General features: G+C 63.0%; 15 protein-coding genes and 1 tRNA gene. 14 read left to right on the top strand and 2 right to left on the bottom strand.

The genetic code is table 11. The features are described 5' to 3' along the window. Positions 1–123 (bottom strand): FAD-binding protein (locus DWV00_RS16485; protein ID WP_115534680.1); only part of this gene is annotated, 123 nt, incomplete at its 3' end. A 207-nt stretch (positions 124–330) separates the two neighbouring features. On the opposite strand from DWV00_RS16485, the gene DWV00_RS16480 reads away from it, so the two are divergent. After that, on the top strand, positions 331–1,110 hold the full coding sequence (locus DWV00_RS16480) for an SDR family oxidoreductase (protein WP_245964905.1): 780 nt from the start codon (positions 331–333) through the stop codon (positions 1,108–1,110). 22 nt (positions 1,111–1,132) lie between these two features. Then, positions 1,133–1,537, top strand: coding sequence for an acyl-CoA thioesterase (locus DWV00_RS16475; protein ID WP_115534636.1), 405 nt, complete (start codon positions 1,133–1,135; stop codon positions 1,535–1,537). Positions 1,538–1,579: 42 nt separating this feature from the next. Here the strand turns inward: DWV00_RS16475 and DWV00_RS16470 are convergent, their stop codons facing one another. Further along, positions 1,580–2,125 (bottom strand): LuxR C-terminal-related transcriptional regulator, encoded by a 546-nt coding sequence (locus tag DWV00_RS16470; RefSeq protein ID WP_115534635.1) that lies wholly within the window; start codon positions 2,123–2,125, stop codon positions 1,580–1,582. Between the two features lie 239 nt (positions 2,126–2,364). Between DWV00_RS16470 and DWV00_RS16465 the strand changes: the two genes are divergently transcribed. The 12 genes from DWV00_RS16465 to pheT all read left to right on the top strand — a co-directional run bounded on the left by DWV00_RS16465 (position 2,365) and on the right by pheT (position 14,991). Then, positions 2,365–3,069, top strand: a complete 705-nt coding sequence (locus tag DWV00_RS16465; RefSeq protein ID WP_115534679.1) for a CoA transferase subunit A — start codon at positions 2,365–2,367, stop codon at positions 3,067–3,069. A gap of 1 nt (position 3,070) precedes the next feature. Further along, entirely contained in the window at positions 3,071–3,712 is a 642-nt protein-coding gene (locus tag DWV00_RS16460; protein WP_115534634.1) for a 3-oxoacid CoA-transferase subunit B, read from the top strand. A 166-nt stretch (positions 3,713–3,878) separates the two neighbouring features. Continuing rightward, positions 3,879–4,817 carry an alpha/beta fold hydrolase gene (locus tag DWV00_RS16455; protein WP_115534633.1) on the top strand — a complete coding sequence of 313 codons (939 nt, stop codon included), beginning with the start codon at positions 3,879–3,881 and terminating at the stop codon, positions 4,815–4,817. Positions 4,818–4,894: 77 nt separating this feature from the next. Then, positions 4,895–5,248 (top strand): RidA family protein, encoded by a 354-nt coding sequence (locus tag DWV00_RS16450; protein ID WP_115534632.1) that lies wholly within the window; start codon positions 4,895–4,897, stop codon positions 5,246–5,248. Positions 5,249–5,306: 58 nt separating this feature from the next. Then, positions 5,307–7,535 carry a RelA/SpoT family protein gene (locus DWV00_RS16445; RefSeq protein WP_115534631.1) on the top strand — a complete coding sequence of 743 codons (2,229 nt, stop codon included), beginning with the start codon at positions 5,307–5,309 and terminating at the stop codon, positions 7,533–7,535. Positions 7,536–7,604: 69 nt separating this feature from the next. Next, positions 7,605–7,681: transfer RNA gene (locus tag DWV00_RS16440), tRNA-Val, on the top strand. 295 nt (positions 7,682–7,976) lie between these two features. After that, positions 7,977–9,884, top strand: coding sequence for a threonine--tRNA ligase (gene thrS / locus DWV00_RS16430; RefSeq protein ID WP_115534630.1), 1,908 nt, complete (start codon positions 7,977–7,979; stop codon positions 9,882–9,884). Between the two features lie 49 nt (positions 9,885–9,933). After that, the gene (infC, locus tag DWV00_RS16425; RefSeq protein WP_115534629.1) at positions 9,934–10,455 is read left to right on the top strand and encodes a translation initiation factor IF-3; all 522 of its coding nucleotides are present in this window, start codon (positions 9,934–9,936) and stop codon (positions 10,453–10,455) included. A 237-nt stretch (positions 10,456–10,692) separates the two neighbouring features. Then, positions 10,693–10,890 (top strand): 50S ribosomal protein L35, encoded by a 198-nt coding sequence (gene rpmI, locus DWV00_RS16420; protein ID WP_115534628.1) that lies wholly within the window; start codon positions 10,693–10,695, stop codon positions 10,888–10,890. Positions 10,891–10,919: 29 nt separating this feature from the next. Then, on the top strand, positions 10,920–11,279 hold the full coding sequence (rplT, locus tag DWV00_RS16415) for a 50S ribosomal protein L20 (protein WP_004192938.1): 360 nt from the start codon (positions 10,920–10,922) through the stop codon (positions 11,277–11,279). Between the two features lie 161 nt (positions 11,280–11,440). Continuing rightward, complete coding sequence (gene pheS, locus DWV00_RS16410) at positions 11,441–12,454, top strand: phenylalanine--tRNA ligase subunit alpha (RefSeq protein WP_181885482.1); 1,014 nt, start codon at positions 11,441–11,443, stop codon at positions 12,452–12,454. A gap of 104 nt (positions 12,455–12,558) precedes the next feature. After that, positions 12,559–14,991 (top strand): phenylalanine--tRNA ligase subunit beta, encoded by a 2,433-nt coding sequence (pheT, locus tag DWV00_RS16405; protein WP_115534627.1) that lies wholly within the window; start codon positions 12,559–12,561, stop codon positions 14,989–14,991. Positions 14,992–15,039 lie beyond the last annotated feature (48 nt).

Below are 15,039 nucleotides of genomic sequence, written 5' to 3'. Positions count from 1 at the left end.
CTGCGCGAGCTGCTTGAGCCTAATGGCCGCGGACAAACCGGCGGGACCGCCGCCGACGATCACGACGTCGTATTCCATCGATTCTCGAGGGCCGTACTGCTCGATCAGACTTTCGGGGGTCATTGAGGCTCCTTAACCATTAGAATGCTTTTTTTCGGGTTCGTATTGTCAGCGAACGATAGGGACGCCGCAACCGCATGAATCGAGATTAGCACGACCGTTCTATTTTATGTTAGAGTGGCGGCTCCGCAAGCGGAGGTCATTTCGTCGCTGTATCTTCCCTGTTCGATTCGCGCGTCGTGCACAACTTCATCGACTAAAGGAATGAGAATGGGCCGTTCGATCAACCTGGAAGGCAAGGTCGCGCTGATCACCGGCGCGTCAAGCGGGCTCGGCAAGCGTTTTGCGCTGGTACTGTCGCAGGCGGGCGCCAAGGTGGTGCTGGCGAGCCGGCGTGTGGAGCGGTTGAAGGAGCTGCGCGCCGAAATCGAGGCATCGGGCGGCGCGGCGCATGTGGTCTCGCTCGACGTCACCGATTATCAGAGCATCAAGTCGGCCGTCGCGCACGCGGAGACCGAGGCGGGCACGATCGACATCCTCGTGAACAATTCCGGTGTGTCGACGACGCAAAAGCTCACGGAAGTTACGCCGGCGGACTACGAATATGTGTTCGATACCAATGCACGCGGCGCGTTCTTCGTCGCGCAGGAAGTGGCGAAACGTATGATCATGCGTTCGGGCGGCGCGGCCCAGAAGCCGGTCTACCGGATCATCAACATCGCGTCGGTGGCGGGCTTGCGCGTGTTGCCGCAAATCGGCCTGTATTCGATGAGCAAGGCTGCCGTCGTCCATATGACGCGCGCCATGGCGCTCGAATGGGGGCGGCACGGTATCAATGTGAACGCCATCGCGCCCGGCTACATCGACACCGAGATCAACCATCACCATTGGTCGACCGATCAAGGGCAGAAACTGATGGCGATGCTACCGAGGCATCGCGTGGGCCAGCCCGAGGACCTCGACGGTCTATTGCTGCTGCTCGCGGCCGACGAGTCACAATTCATCAACGGCGCCGTCATCGCGGCCGACGACGGGTTCGGCCTTGCCTGACAATTACCAACCTGCCTTCGAAATGTCGATCCCGATCCGCTGGGGCGACATGGACGCGTTCGGCCACGTCAACAACACCGTGTATTTCCTCTACATGGAGCAGGTTCGGATCAGCTGGTTCGAATCGCTCGGCATCATGGGCGGCGCCGAGCAAGGGCAGGGGCCCGTCATCGTGAATGCCTCGATGGAGTTCTTGCGGCAGCTGCACTATCCCGGCGACGTGATCGGCATGATGTCGGTGGGCAAGCCGGGACGGAGCAGCTTCGATACCGGGTTCGAGCTGCGCCGCTCCGACGATCCGGGCACGCTCTATGCGCGCGGAACGGCGCGCTGCGTTTGGATCGACTACGCCGCGGGCCGCTCGGTGCCGTTGCCCGACCGGCTGCGCTCGCTGCTCGAGCATCCCCACCTCGTCAGCGCGCGCTGACGTTCGTCCGTTTCGGTCCCGGCCCCGGCCTTAGTGTCGGCGTCAATGCCCGAGCAGCCGCTGCATGAGTTCGGTCGCGTTGCCCGTGCCGTACTTGCGCATGAGCCGCGCGCGGTAGATGTCGACCGTGCGCGAGCTGATGTCGAGCACCCGCCCGATCTGCTTGCTCGTCTTGCCCGTCGCAAGCTGCGCGGCCACTTCCCGCTCGCGCGGCGTCAGTTCGATGGCTACGCGGCGCGTGGCGCTCAAATCCTCGAACGTCCATACGCCCGCGGCCAGCGGGGCATGGCGCTCGAGCGCCCGGCCTGTGACGTGGCACCAGAAGAGTTCCCCGTCGGCGCGTTTCATGATCCGGTCGTCGGCATAGCTGCCTTGCGCGGTCATGATCGGCCCGATCCGTTCCCCGATGCGCACGAACTCGTCGGCGGACGGGTACAGCACCTCGAAGGAGCGGCCGATGAGCGCCGAGCGCTCGCACCGGAAGATGGCGGCTACCGCGTCGTTGCAGTCTTCGATGCTCCGGTCGCGCGAGAGCACGAGGCCGATCGGCGCGAGTTGAAAGGCGGTTTGGTAATCGAGTTTGGGCATGGTTCGCGGCAAGCCTGCGCGCTTGCACGGGGCTTTCGCTTATGTATTTTTGCGTATTGTGCCGCAAGCACCGGCCATCGTACCCTTTGCGGCATTAAATCGAGTGCGGCGGCGCGCGTCGGAGATAAACCGACGGATGCGCGTTCGGCGACTAAAATGACCATCGATTGCGTTCGATGTCGATCATTGCACTCGTGCCGATCCGGTTTTCGGATTTCCATCATGGAAGGGACACACAGATGAACAAAGTCTATCCAAGCGCGTCCGCCGCGCTCGAAGGCATCGTCAAGGACGGCCAGACGTTCGCCGTCGGCGGCTTCGGCTTGTGCGGCATTCCCGAAGCGTTGATCGCGGCCCTGCGCGACTCGGCCGTCAAGGGCATCACCTGCATCAGCAACAACGCGGGTGTCGACGGCTTCGGCCTTGGCGTGCTGCTCCAGACTCGCCAGGTCAAGAAGATGATCTCGTCGTATGTGGGCGAAAACAAGGAGTTCGAGCGCCAGTTCCTGGCGGGCGAGCTCGAGCTCGAATTCACGCCGCAGGGCACGCTGGCCGAGAAGCTGCGTGCGGGCGGCGCCGGCATTCCGGCGTTCTACACGGCCACCGGCTTCGGGACCGTCATCGCCGAGGGCAAGGAAACGCGCCAGTTCGGCGAGAACCAGTACGTGCTCGAGCATTCGCTGACGGCCGACATCGGGCTCGTGAAGGCGTGGAAGGCCGACAAGGCCGGCAATCTGATCTATCGCCGCACCGCGCGCAACTTCAACCCGATGTGCGCGATGGCGGGGCGGATCACCGTGGCCGAGGTCGAGGAGATCGTCGAAGTGGGCGAGCTCGATCCCGATGCGATCCACACGCCCGGCATCTTCGTGCAGCGCATCGTGCTCAATGCGCATCCGGAAAAACGCATCGAACAACGCGTCGTGCGCGCAAAAGGAGACTGACATGGCTTGGACTCGTGACGAGATGGCCGCGCGCGCGGCGAAGGAACTGCAAGACGGTTTCTACGTGAACTTGGGCATCGGCCTGCCGACGCTCGTGGCGAACTACGTGCCGCCCGGCATCGACGTATGGCTGCAATCGGAGAATGGCCTGCTCGGTATCGGCCCGTCGCCGACGGAAGAGGAACTCGATGCCGATCTGATCAATGCGGGCAAGCAGACGATCACGACGCTGCCGGGCTCGTCGATTTTTTCGTCGTCCGATTCGTTCGCGATGATCCGCGGCGGCCACATCAATCTGGCGATTCTCGGCGCCATGCAGATCAGCCAGAGCGGCGATCTGGCGAACTGGATGATCCCGGGCAAGATGATCAAGGGCATGGGCGGCGCGATGGACCTGGTGGCGGGCGTCAAGCGTGTCGTCGTGCTGATGGAGCACGTGGCCAAGGGCGATCAGCACAAGATCCTCGAAAGCTGCACGCTGCCGCTGACGGGTGTGGGCGTCGTCGATCGTATCATCACGGATCTGGGCGTCATCGACGTGATCGACGGCGGCCTGAAGCTCGTCGAACTCGCGCCTGGCGTGACGATCGACGAAATCCAAGCCAAGACGGGTGCGCCGCTCGATACGAGCGCCGTCCATTGAGTCTGGCCTATCATGAGCGCGAATAGGCCAAGCCGTTCGCGTTAGGGCGATGAAACGGGTGAGGCGAAGGCTTCGCCCGTTTTTGCTTGGCGGGTCCGGGTGTGCCCCGGCACGTTCGAACCCGTGGGCCGCCCTTCTGCATTTCCATGATCGTGAGGATGATCCGATGAGCGAGTCGATCGCAGCCGCCGCCTTTTCCGATACCGGCGCGCATGGGCGTGCGCCGCGCGAGTGCGAAGTCACCTGCGCCAATCCGATGGGCCTGCACCGCATGGCCTATCGGGAATGGGGCGATCCCGACAATCCGCGCGTGCTCGTCTGCGTCCACGGACTCACGAGATCGGGGCGAGATTTCGATCGCGTGGCCGCGGCGCTCAGCGATGTCTACCGCGTCGTCTGCCCCGACGTCGTTGGGCGCGGACGCTCGCAGTGGCTGCCCGACCCGAATCGCTACGTGCTGCCGCAATACGTGGCGGACATGGTGACGCTGGTTGCGCGCCTGAACGCTCGGACGGTGGACTGGTTCGGCACGTCGATGGGCGGGCTCATCGGCATGGCGCTGGCCGGCTTGCCCGGTTCGCCCGTGCGCAAGCTGCTCGTCAACGACATCGGTCCGCATATCGAGCCCGAAGCGCTCGTGCGTATCGGCGGCTACGTCGGCCAGAGCACGCGGTTCGCGACGCTCGACGAAGGCATCGCGCATGCGGCCTCGCTGGCGTCGACGTTCGGGCCGTTGACGGCCGACGAATGGCGCGAAATCAACACGCCGCTCGTTCGCCGGCGCGCGGACGGCGCCTGGGAGTTTTGCTACGACCCGGCGATTGCCGTCCCGTTCGGGGCGACGACGCCCGAGGCCGCGGCGGCGGGAGAGGCGGCGCTATGGCAATTGTTCTCGGCCATCGAGGGGCCCGTGCTCGTCGTGCGCGGAGAGGAATCGGACCTGCTCTCGCGCGAGACCGTGTCGCGCATGATCGAATCCGGCCGCTCGGTCGAATCGGTCGAGGTCCCGGGCGTCGGCCACGCGCCGGCCTTCATGGACCCCGCGCAGATCGCCGTCGCGCGGCGATTCTTCGCGGGAGACGCAGGAGACGCGGGCGAGTCATAATAGCGGTCTGCGGCGCCGTTCCGGCGGCGCCCGATCGTCTACGATCGCCCACTCTCCTACCGAACAGGGACTTTGAAATGGCAGTCATTCGTCATCACGTCGGCAAGCGCCTCTCGGAAATCGCGGTTCACAACGGCACCGTTTATCTGGCTGGGCAAATCCCCGACGACACGACCCAGGACATCGGCGGCCAGACGCGCGAAGTGCTCGGCCACATCGATCGCCTGCTCGGGGAAGCGGACAGCGACAAGTCGCTGCTGTTGTCGGTGCAGATCTATATCTCGGACATGATCCACTTCGGCGGCATGAACGCAGTGTGGGATGAATGGGTCCCCGCGGGCAACACGCCCCCGCGCGCAACGGTGGAGGCGAAGCTGGCCAACCCCGAATGCCTCGTCGAGATCGTCGTGGTCGCGGCTCAGCGGAGCTGATCGCATCGAATCCTCGAAGTCGCAGTCAACCGTCGAAGTCCAGCAAGAGAGTCGAACGATGAACGCCGATACGGCCGTCGCCGGCGCACCATCGTTGCCGTCGCACGAGGATGCGCTCGCTTTCGTGCGCGAGCACGCGGGCGACGCGCGCCTATCGTCGGGCGAGTCGCTGGCCGAGCATGCGGCAGGCACGGCATCGATCGTCGGCAAGCTCAACGTCGATCCGCCCGCGGTGCTGGCGGCGGCGCTGTTCGCGCTGACGCCTCATCTCGCCGATCCCGAACGGGTCATCGCCGAGCGCTTCGGCGAGGAAGTGGGGCAGCTCGTCGGCGATGTGCGCAAGCTGCTTCGGCTCGGCACGGTGAGCCTGAAGGCCGCGAGCAACGCGGTGCCCGAGGCGGGCCGCGATGCGCAGGCGGCGCGGCGCGCGCAGATCGAGGCGCTGCGCAAGATGCTGCTCGCGTTCGCGCAGGACATCCGCGTCGTGCTGATTCGGCTCGCGTCGAGATTGCAGACGCTGCGCTACTACGCGGCCGCGAAGCGCTCGCCCGGGCTTGACGTCGCGCGCGAGACGCTCGAGATCTATGCGCCGCTCGCAAACCGGCTCGGCATCTGGCAGCTGAAGTGGGAGCTCGAGGATCTAGCCTTCCGCTTCGAGGATCCGGATACCTACAAGCGCATCGCCAAGCTGCTCGACGAAAAGCGTGTCGAGCGCGAGACCTACGTGGCGCAGGCGATCGCGCAGCTTCAGCACGAACTCGCGGCCGCTCATATTCAGGCCGAGGTCAGCGGGCGGCCCAAACACATCTACAGCATCTGGCGGAAGATGCGCGGCAAGGCGCTCGATTTCGCCGAACTGTACGACGTCCGCGCGTTCCGGGTCATCGTCCCCGACATCAAGGATTGCTACACGGTGCTCGGCATCGTGCACAACCTTTGGCAGCCCGTGCCGAAGGAGTTCGACGATTACATCTCGCGGCCGAAGCCGAACGGCTACAAGTCGTTGCATACGGTCGTGATCGGCGACGACGGCCGCGCATTCGAAGTGCAGATCCGCACGCACGAGATGCATCGATTCGCCGAATACGGCGTGGCCGCGCACTGGCGCTACAAGGAAGCCGGCGTGCGCGGCTATGGCGGTCAATTCAGCGCCAGCGAGAAATACGACGAGAAGATCGCGTGGCTGCGGCAGCTGCTCGCTTGGAAAGAGGACGTCGCTGAAAGCGAGCAGACCAATCCTTGGGAGCAGTTGCGCCAGGCGACGCTCGACGACGATCACCTCTACGTGCTGACGCCGCAGGCGCGCGTGATCGCGTTGCCGCAGGGCGCGACGCCCCTCGATTTCGCTTATCACCTGCACAGCGAACTGGGTCATCGCTGCCGCGGCGCGCGCGTCGACGGCGCGATGGTGCCGCTCAATACGCCGCTGCAAAACGGTCAGACCGTCGAGGTCGTCGCGGTGAAGGAGGGCGGCCCGTCTCGCGATTGGCTCAATCCGCAGCTCGGCTACTTGCAGAGCAACCGCGCGAAGCAGAAGGTGCGCGCGTGGTTCAACGCGGTCGAACTGCAGGAGACCATCGCGGGCGGCCGCGCCATGGTCGAAAAGACGCTGCAGCGCGAAGGAAAGACGTCGGTCAATCTCGATCAGCTCGCGGCCAAGCTCGGATTCAAGTCGACCGACGATCTGTTCAACGTCGTCGGCAAGGAAGAGTTCAGCCTGCGCAACATCGAGCAGGCGCTCTCCGATACCGTGCCGCCCGAGCCAGCCGCCGATACCCCCGAACAATTCGAAAAGCGGGGCAGCGGCGCGAGCGTCGCGCGCGGTGCTTCGACGGGCGTGCTCGTCGTCGGCGTCGATGCGCTGCTCACGCAGCTCGCGCGGTGCTGCCGTCCCGCGCCGCCCGACGACATCAGCGGCTTCGTCACGCGCGGCAAGGGCATGTCGATCCACCGCAGCGATTGCACCATGTTCCAGCGGATGGCGGCGCGTGCGCCCGAACGCGTGCTGCAGGCCGCGTGGTCGGCCGACGTCATGGTTGGGCGCGGATCGTCGGTCTATCCGGTCGACATCGTGATCGAGGCGCAGGATCGGCAGGGCTTGCTGCGCGACATCTCCGAGGTGTTCGCGCGCGAGAAGATGAACGTCGTCGGCGTGAAGACGATGAGCCGTCGCACGGCGGCGTTCATGCAGTTCACGGTCGAAGTGTCGAGCTCGTCGCAGATTCAACGCGCCTGCACGCTGCTCGGCGAAGTGGTCGGCGTCATGAGCGCAACGCGCAGGGCGTAACTTTTTTCATGTGGAAGCATAAAAGGGCTTGCCAAGGTCAGATACGCTCCATATAATCTCGTCTTCTTCAGGCTCGTAGCTCAGCTGGTTAGAGCACCACCTTGACATGGTGGGGGTCGTTGGTTCGAGTCCAATCGAGCCTACCAACGAAAATAGAATGTCCGGTTCGCCGGATGTTCGATGGCAGTCAAAGGCGCGAAAGCGCTCAGGGCGAATACGGTTATGACACCGCGAACGTTGACCGAAACCTTTTCGGAGCGACGCTAGTCGAGGACCTCTTTCGCACTTGTTGATTTGCTTGTCAGTGAAAGTGAATGCGGCCCCTCGAAAGCGGGGCCGCATTTTTTTTATGCGTCTTCGGCGCGGGTCTATTTGCAGTTTGGGTTGGTTGCCGCCAGCCGATTGTTTCGATGCCGCGCGCGGCATCTCGGAGAACACGCAATGGTTTCGATACGCCTGCCCGACGGTTCGGTTCGACAATACGATCACCCGGTGACGGTGGCCGAGGTAGCGGCTTCGATCGGCCCGGGCCTCGCGAAGGCCGCGTTGGGCGGCAAGCTCGACGGCGAACTCGTCGATACCTCGACGCTGATCGAGCGCGACGCGACGCTTGCGATCGTGACGGAAAAGGATCCGGACGGCCTCGACATCATTCGCCACTCGGCGGCGCACTTGCTTGCTTACGCGGTCAAGGATCTCTATCCCGAAGCGCAAGTGACGATCGGCCCCGTGATCGACAACGGCTTTTACTACGACTTCGCCTATCAGCGCCCCTTCACGCCCGAGGATCTCGAAAAGATCGAGCAGCGCATGCAAGAGCTCGCGAAGAAGGACGAGCCGGTATCGCGCCGGGTCGTCTCACGCGATGAGGCGGTGGCTTATTTCAAGGGCATCGGCGAGAAATACAAAGCCGAGATCATCGAATCGATCCCCGCGAGCGACGAAATCAAGCTCTACTCGCATGGCGGGTTCACGGATCTGTGCCGCGGGCCGCACGTGCCGTCGACGGGTAAGCTCAAAGTCTTCAAGCTCATGAAGGTGGCCGGCGCGTACTGGCGCGGCGATTCGAAGAACGAGCAGTTGCAGCGCATCTACGGCACGGCCTGGGCGAAGAAGGAAGAGCAGGAAGCGTATCTGCACATGCTCGAGGAAGCCGAGAAGCGCGATCACCGCAAGCTCGGGCGTCAGCTCGACCTGTTCCATCTGCAGGACGAATCGCCGGGCATGGTGTTCTGGCATCCGAAGGGCTGGTCGCTGTGGCAGCAAGTCGAGCAGTACATGCGCCGGCGCGTGAACGACGACGGCTATCTCGAGATCAAGACGCCGATGATCATGGACCGCTCGCTGTGGGAGGCGTCGGGCCATTGGCAGAACTATCGCGAGAACATGTTCACCACGGAGTCGGAAAAGCGCGACTACGCGATCAAACCGATGAACTGCCCCGGGCACGTGCAAGTGTTCAAGCACGGCTTGCGCTCGTACCGCGATTTGCCGCTGCGCTACGCCGAATTCGGCTCGTGCCATCGCAACGAGGCCTCGGGTGCGCTGCACGGCCTCATGCGCGTGCGCGGCTTCGTGCAGGACGATGCGCACATCTTCTGCACGGAAGAGCAGTTCATCGAGGAATCGATCAAGTTCAATACGCTCGCGATGAGCGTCTATCGCGATTTCGGCTTCGAGCAGATCGACATCAAGCTGTCGCTGCGTCCCGAGCAACGCGCGGGGACGGATGAAATTTGGGATCGCGCGGAACAGGGCTTGCGCCAGGCGCTGACGGCATGCGGGCTGCAATGGGAAGAACTCGAAGGCGAGGGCGCTTTCTACGGTCCGAAGATCGAGTACCACATCAAGGATGCGCTCGGCCGGTCCTGGCAGTGCGGTACGCTGCAGCTCGACATGGTCTTGCCGGAGCGGCTCGGCGCGGAGTTCGTGGCCGAGGACAACAGCCGCCGCCGGCCCGTGATGCTGCACCGGGCGATCGTCGGTTCGATGGAGCGTTTTCTCGGAATTCTGATCGAACACCACGCCGGAGCAATGCCGCCGTGGCTTGCGCCGACGCAGGCCGTCGTCATGAATATCGCGGAAAGCCAGGCCGAGTATGCGCAGTCGGTGGCCCAAACGTTGCAAAAACAAGGGCTTAGAATCGAGCTGGATTTGCGCAATGAGAAAATTAGCTATAAAATACGCGAGCATACGCTCGAAAAAGTGCCGTACCTGCTCGTGGTAGGCGACAAAGAGCGTGAAGCACAAACGGTAGCCGTGCGTGCCCGTGGCGGTGTCGATCTGGGTGTGATGCCGGTCGACGCCTTCGTTGAGCGCCTGCATCGAGAGATCGAGGCGTTCAAGTAGCCACTGCGGCAGCGCGGCTCGTTTTTTTAATTTTTAGAGGAAACGGAACATCGCTACTGAAAAGGGGCATCGCATCAACGGTGAGATTACGACTCCCGAGGTGCGTCTAGTCGGAGTCGACAACGAACCGCTCGGCATCGTTAAACTGGCTGATGCTTTCCGCATGTCGGAACAGCAGGACGTCGATCTGGTGGAAATCGCCCCGCAGGCGGTTCCTCCGGTCTGCCGTTTGATGGATTACGGCAAGTTCAAATACCAGGAATCGAAGAAGCAGCACGAAGCGAAGCTGAAGCAGAAGGTCATCCAGGTCAAGGAAGTGAAATTCCGCCCGGGTACCGACGACGGCGACTACAACGTCAAGCTGCGCAATCTCGTGCGCTTCCTCGAGGACGGCGACAAGACGAAGATCACGTTGCGTTTTCGCGGTCGCGAAATGGCACACCAGGAAATCGGCATGCGAATGCTCGAGCGCCTGCGCACTGATCTTGACGAAGTCGGTCAGGTCGAGCAGATGCCGAAGATGGAAGGGCGCCAGATGATCATGGTGCTCGCGCCGAAAAAGAAGAAATAACGCGCGGCTCGCCGCCGGTCGGCCAGGATTCGAGGCCGGCGGGGCGGGGTGTGCGGCGAAGCGGTAAAATATATTGAGCAGGTTTCGGAGCGGCGTCCGGCGGTATCGGGCGCCGGTCCAGAAAGCGCGGCGGCCGGCAACGGCAAGCTGCAGACAAGTGGACTGGGTTTCGAAGGGCGGAACTGGGGCTTTTTGCCGGCCGCACACCCATCGCCATCAAATAACGGAGTAGTTGTCATGCCGAAGATGAAAACCAAGAAGAGCGCTGCAAAGCGCTTCGTGGTTCGTCCGGGCGGTACCGTCAAGCGCGGTCAAGCCTTCAAGCGCCACATTCTCACGAAGAAGACCACGAAGAACAAGCGTCACCTGCGTGGTTCCACCGCTGTGCACGAGTCCAATCTGGATTCCGTGCGCGCGATGATGCCCTTCGCCTAACCCTTAACCTTTACTCATAGGAGCGAAACATGCCTCGAGTCAAACGTGGGGTTACGGCACGTGCCCGCCACAAGAAGATCATCAACCTGGCCAAGGGTTACCGCGGCCGTCGCAATAACGTCTACCGCATCGCGAAGCAAGCGGTCATGCGCGCCGGCCAATACGCCTACCGCGACCGCCGCAACAAGAAGCGCGTATTCCGTGCACTGTGGATCACCCGTATCAACGCGGCGGTCCGTCAGCACGACATGACGTACAGCGTGTTCATCAACGGCCTGAAGAAGGCGTCGATCGAACTCGACCGCAAGGTGCTGGCCGATATGGCCGTGTTCGACAAGGCCGCTTTTGCCGCGATCGTGAAGCAGGTGAAAGCCGCCGTTGCAGCCTAATTGCGAGATTAGTACTGCGTGGTTCGTCGGGAGTGCCGGTGCAAACCGGTGCTTCCGACAAGAAAACGGGGCTCCTCACCGAGCCCCCTTTTTTTTGCTGGTCGCCTATACGTGGTTCACGTGTTTCGTAAAACATCTCCGACGCTGAAATGATGGGATCAATGGATCTGGACCGGATTGTCGCCGACGCGCAAGCAGCATTCTCCCAAGCCGACGATAGCGCCACGCTCGAAAACGAGAAGGCTCGTTTCCTCGGCAAGGCGGGCATGTTGACCGAGCTGCTCAAGGGGCTCGGCAAGCTCGATCCCGAGGCACGCAAGGCCGAGGGGGCGCGCATCAACATTGCGAAGCAGCAAGTCGAAGCGGCGCTGACGGCCCGTCGCGACGCGCTCGCGCAAGCGCTGCTCCAGCAGCGGCTCACGGCCGAGGCGATCGACGTGACGCTGCCCGGGCGCGGCACGGGTGCCGGCAGCTTGCACCCCGTGATGCAAACGTGGGAACGCGTCGAGCACATTTTCGGCTCGATCGGCTTCGACGTGGCCGACGGCCCTGAAATCGAAACCGATTGGTACAACTTCACGGCGTTGAACAGCCCGGAAAACCATCCGGCGCGGTCGATGCAAGACACGTTCTACGTCGACGGCCAGGATGCGGGCGGCCGTCCGTTGCTGCTGCGCACGCATACGAGCCCGATGCAGGTGCGCTACGCGCGCAGCAACCAGCCGCCGATCAAAGTCATCGTGCCGGGGCGCACGTATCGCGTCGACAGCGACGCGACGCACTCGCCGATGTTCAATCAAGTCGAAGGCTTGTGGATCGAGGAGAACATCAGCTTTGCCGACTTGAAGGGCGTCTATACCGACTTCCTCAAGAAATTCTTCGAGCGCGACGACATCCTCGTGCGCTTCAGGCCTTCGTATTTCCCGTTCACGGAACCGTCGGCCGAAATCGACATGAAGTTCGAAGAAGGCAAGAACGCCGGCAAGTGGCTCGAGATCTCGGGCTCGGGCCAAGTGCATCCGAACGTCATCCGCAACATGGGCCTCGATCCGGAGCGCTACATCGGCTTCGCGTTCGGCAGCGGCCTCGAGCGTCTGACGATGCTGCGCTACGGCGTGCAGGATCTGCGGCTCTTCTTCGAGAACGATCTGCGCTTCTTGCGGCAGTTCGCGTAACGCGCGGCCGCAAGCGGTGCCTGGGCCCGTGGGGGCGTTTGTCGAACGACGAACGCGCTCGCGCGAGGCCGGGCATGGACCCACTCCTTCGAACGTAGACACACATGCAATTCCCTGAATCCTGGCTCCGCGCGTTTGTCGATCCGCAACTGACGACGGACGAACTGTCGCATGCGTTGACGATGGCCGGACTCGAAGTCGAGTCCCTGCGCCCGGCCGCGCCGCCGACGTCGAAGATCGTCGTCGGGCGCGTGCTCGAAGTGGTCAAGCACCCCGATGCGGACAAGCTCAACGTTTGTCAGGTCGACGCCGGAACGGGCGCGATCCTCAATATCGTCTGCGGTGCGCCGAATGTCGCGCCCGGAATCAAGGTGCCCGTCGCGCTCGTCGGCGCGCAATTGCCGCCGGCCGAAGAGGGCGGCGCGCCGTTCATGATCAAGCTGTCGAAGCTGCGCGGCGTGCAAAGCGAAGGCATGCTGTGTTCGGCGCGCGAGCTCAAGCTCTCGGAGGATCACAGCGGCTTGATGATCTTGCCCGAGGACACGCCGATCGGACAGGACATCCGCGAAACGCTGAATCTCGACGACACGGTGTTCGAAATCAAGCTGACGCCGAATAAGGCGGATTGCCTTTCGGTGTTCGGCGTGGCAAGGGAGACAGCGGCCATTACCGGTTCGCCGCTCAAGCCGCTCGCGATCGAGCCCGTTGCCGTGAAGCTCAGCGAGCGTCTGCCCGTGAAGATCGCGGCGCCCGATCTGTGCGGCCGCTTTTCCGGCCGCGTGATCCGCGGCGTGAACGCGCGCGCGAAGTCGCCGCAGTGGATGGTGGAACGGCTCGAACGTTCAGGACAACGAAGCATTTCGGCGCTCGTCGATATCTCGAACTACGTGATGCTCGAGTTGGGCCGCCCGTCGCACGTGTTCGACCTCGACAAGATTCACGGCGGTATCGAAGTGCGCTGGGGCCGTCGCGGCGAGAGCCTGAAGCTGTTGAACGGCAATACGATCGAACTCGACGAAGCGGTCGGCGTCATCGCCGACGATCGTCAAGTGGAGAGCCTGGCCGGCATTATGGGCGGCGACAGCACGGCGGTCACGCTCGACACGACGAACGTCTACCTCGAAGCCGCGTTCTGGTGGCCCGACAGCATTCGCGGCCGTGCGCGCAAGTACAACTTCTCGACCGACGCCGCTCATCGCTTCGAGCGCGGTGTCGATTACGAGACGACGGTCGCGCACATCGAACGCATCACACGCCTCATTCTCGACATTTGCGGCGGCGAAGCCGGCCCCGTCGACGACCAGGTCGTCAATCTGCCGCAGCGCAAGCCTGTCGCCATGCGCGTGGCGCGCGCGCAGCGCGTGATCGGCGTGGCGATCGATGCCGATGAAATGGCGCGGATTTTCACGCGCCTTGGGCTCGAGTACGAATTCGACGGCGAGATCTTCGCCGTAACGCCGCCGTCGTACCGCTTCGACATCGAGATCGAGGAAGACCTGATCGAAGAAGTCGCGCGCATCTACGGCTTCGAAAAGATTCCGGCGCGTCCTCCCGTTGCGGCGAATGCGATGCGCGCGACGAACGAAACGCGTCGCTCGATTCATACGCTGCGTCATGCGCTGGCGGCGCGCGATTATGCCGAGACGATCAACTTCAGCTTCGTCGACGAAAGCTGGGAGCGTGATTTCGCGGGCAACGAAACGCCGGTTCGCGTCGTCAATCCGATTGCGAGCCAGCTGTCGGTGATGCGGACGACGTTGTTCGGCAGCCTCATCGAAGTCTTGCGTCACAACTTGAATCGCCGTGCGGACCGGGTCCGCGTGTTCGAAGCGGGGCGGGTGTTCTTGCGTGATGCGTCGGTCGGCGCAAGCGAGATGACCGTCGAAGGCTACGCGCAGCCGAAGCGCCTTGGCGCGCTGGCGTATGGCCCGGCCGCGGAAGAGCAGTGGGGTTTGTCCACGCGCATGGTCGACTTCTTCGACGTGAAGGGCGACGTCGAGGCCTTGTTCGCGCCGCGCAGCGTGCGCTTCGTCAAGGCCGAACATCCCGCGCTGCATCCGGGGCGCAGTGCGCGCATCGAACTCGACGGCCAGGTCGTCGGCTGGATCGGCGAGCTGCATCCGCGTTGGATGCAGCAATACGATTTGCCGCATCCCCCGATTTTGTTCGAAGTCGATGCAGAGGCGCTGATGGGCCGCGCGTTGCCGGCGCCTACCGAAGTGTCGAAATATCCGCCGGTGCGGCGCGATATCGCGGTGGTCGTCGAGCAGAACGTGGACGTTCAGGCGTTGCTCGACGAGATGCGCAAGGCACTTGACGAGGACGCATGCAAGTTCGTTCAGAGGGTTGCGCTTTTCGATGAATTTCGTGCAAAATCAAGTACTTCCGGTGGGATGGCGGCGCACGAGAAAAGCCTTGCCTTCCGCGTGACCCTGCAAGATACTGGCGGCACTCTGCAGGACGAGACGGTCGATCTGGCCGTCAAGGCCTTGGTGGATCGCTTGGCTCGAGTCTACGGCGCGCGGTTGCGCGGATGAGCGCGGGAACGCTCGCAAGAGCGTTCGTGCGGTGTGTCGCCATCGGCT

The organism is Trinickia dinghuensis, assembly GCF_003367175.1.
Lineage (GTDB): Bacteria > Pseudomonadota > Gammaproteobacteria > Burkholderiales > Burkholderiaceae > Trinickia > Trinickia dinghuensis.
Note: the sequence above shows the minus strand (reverse complement) of the source record. Positions and strands in the feature narration are given on the sequence as shown.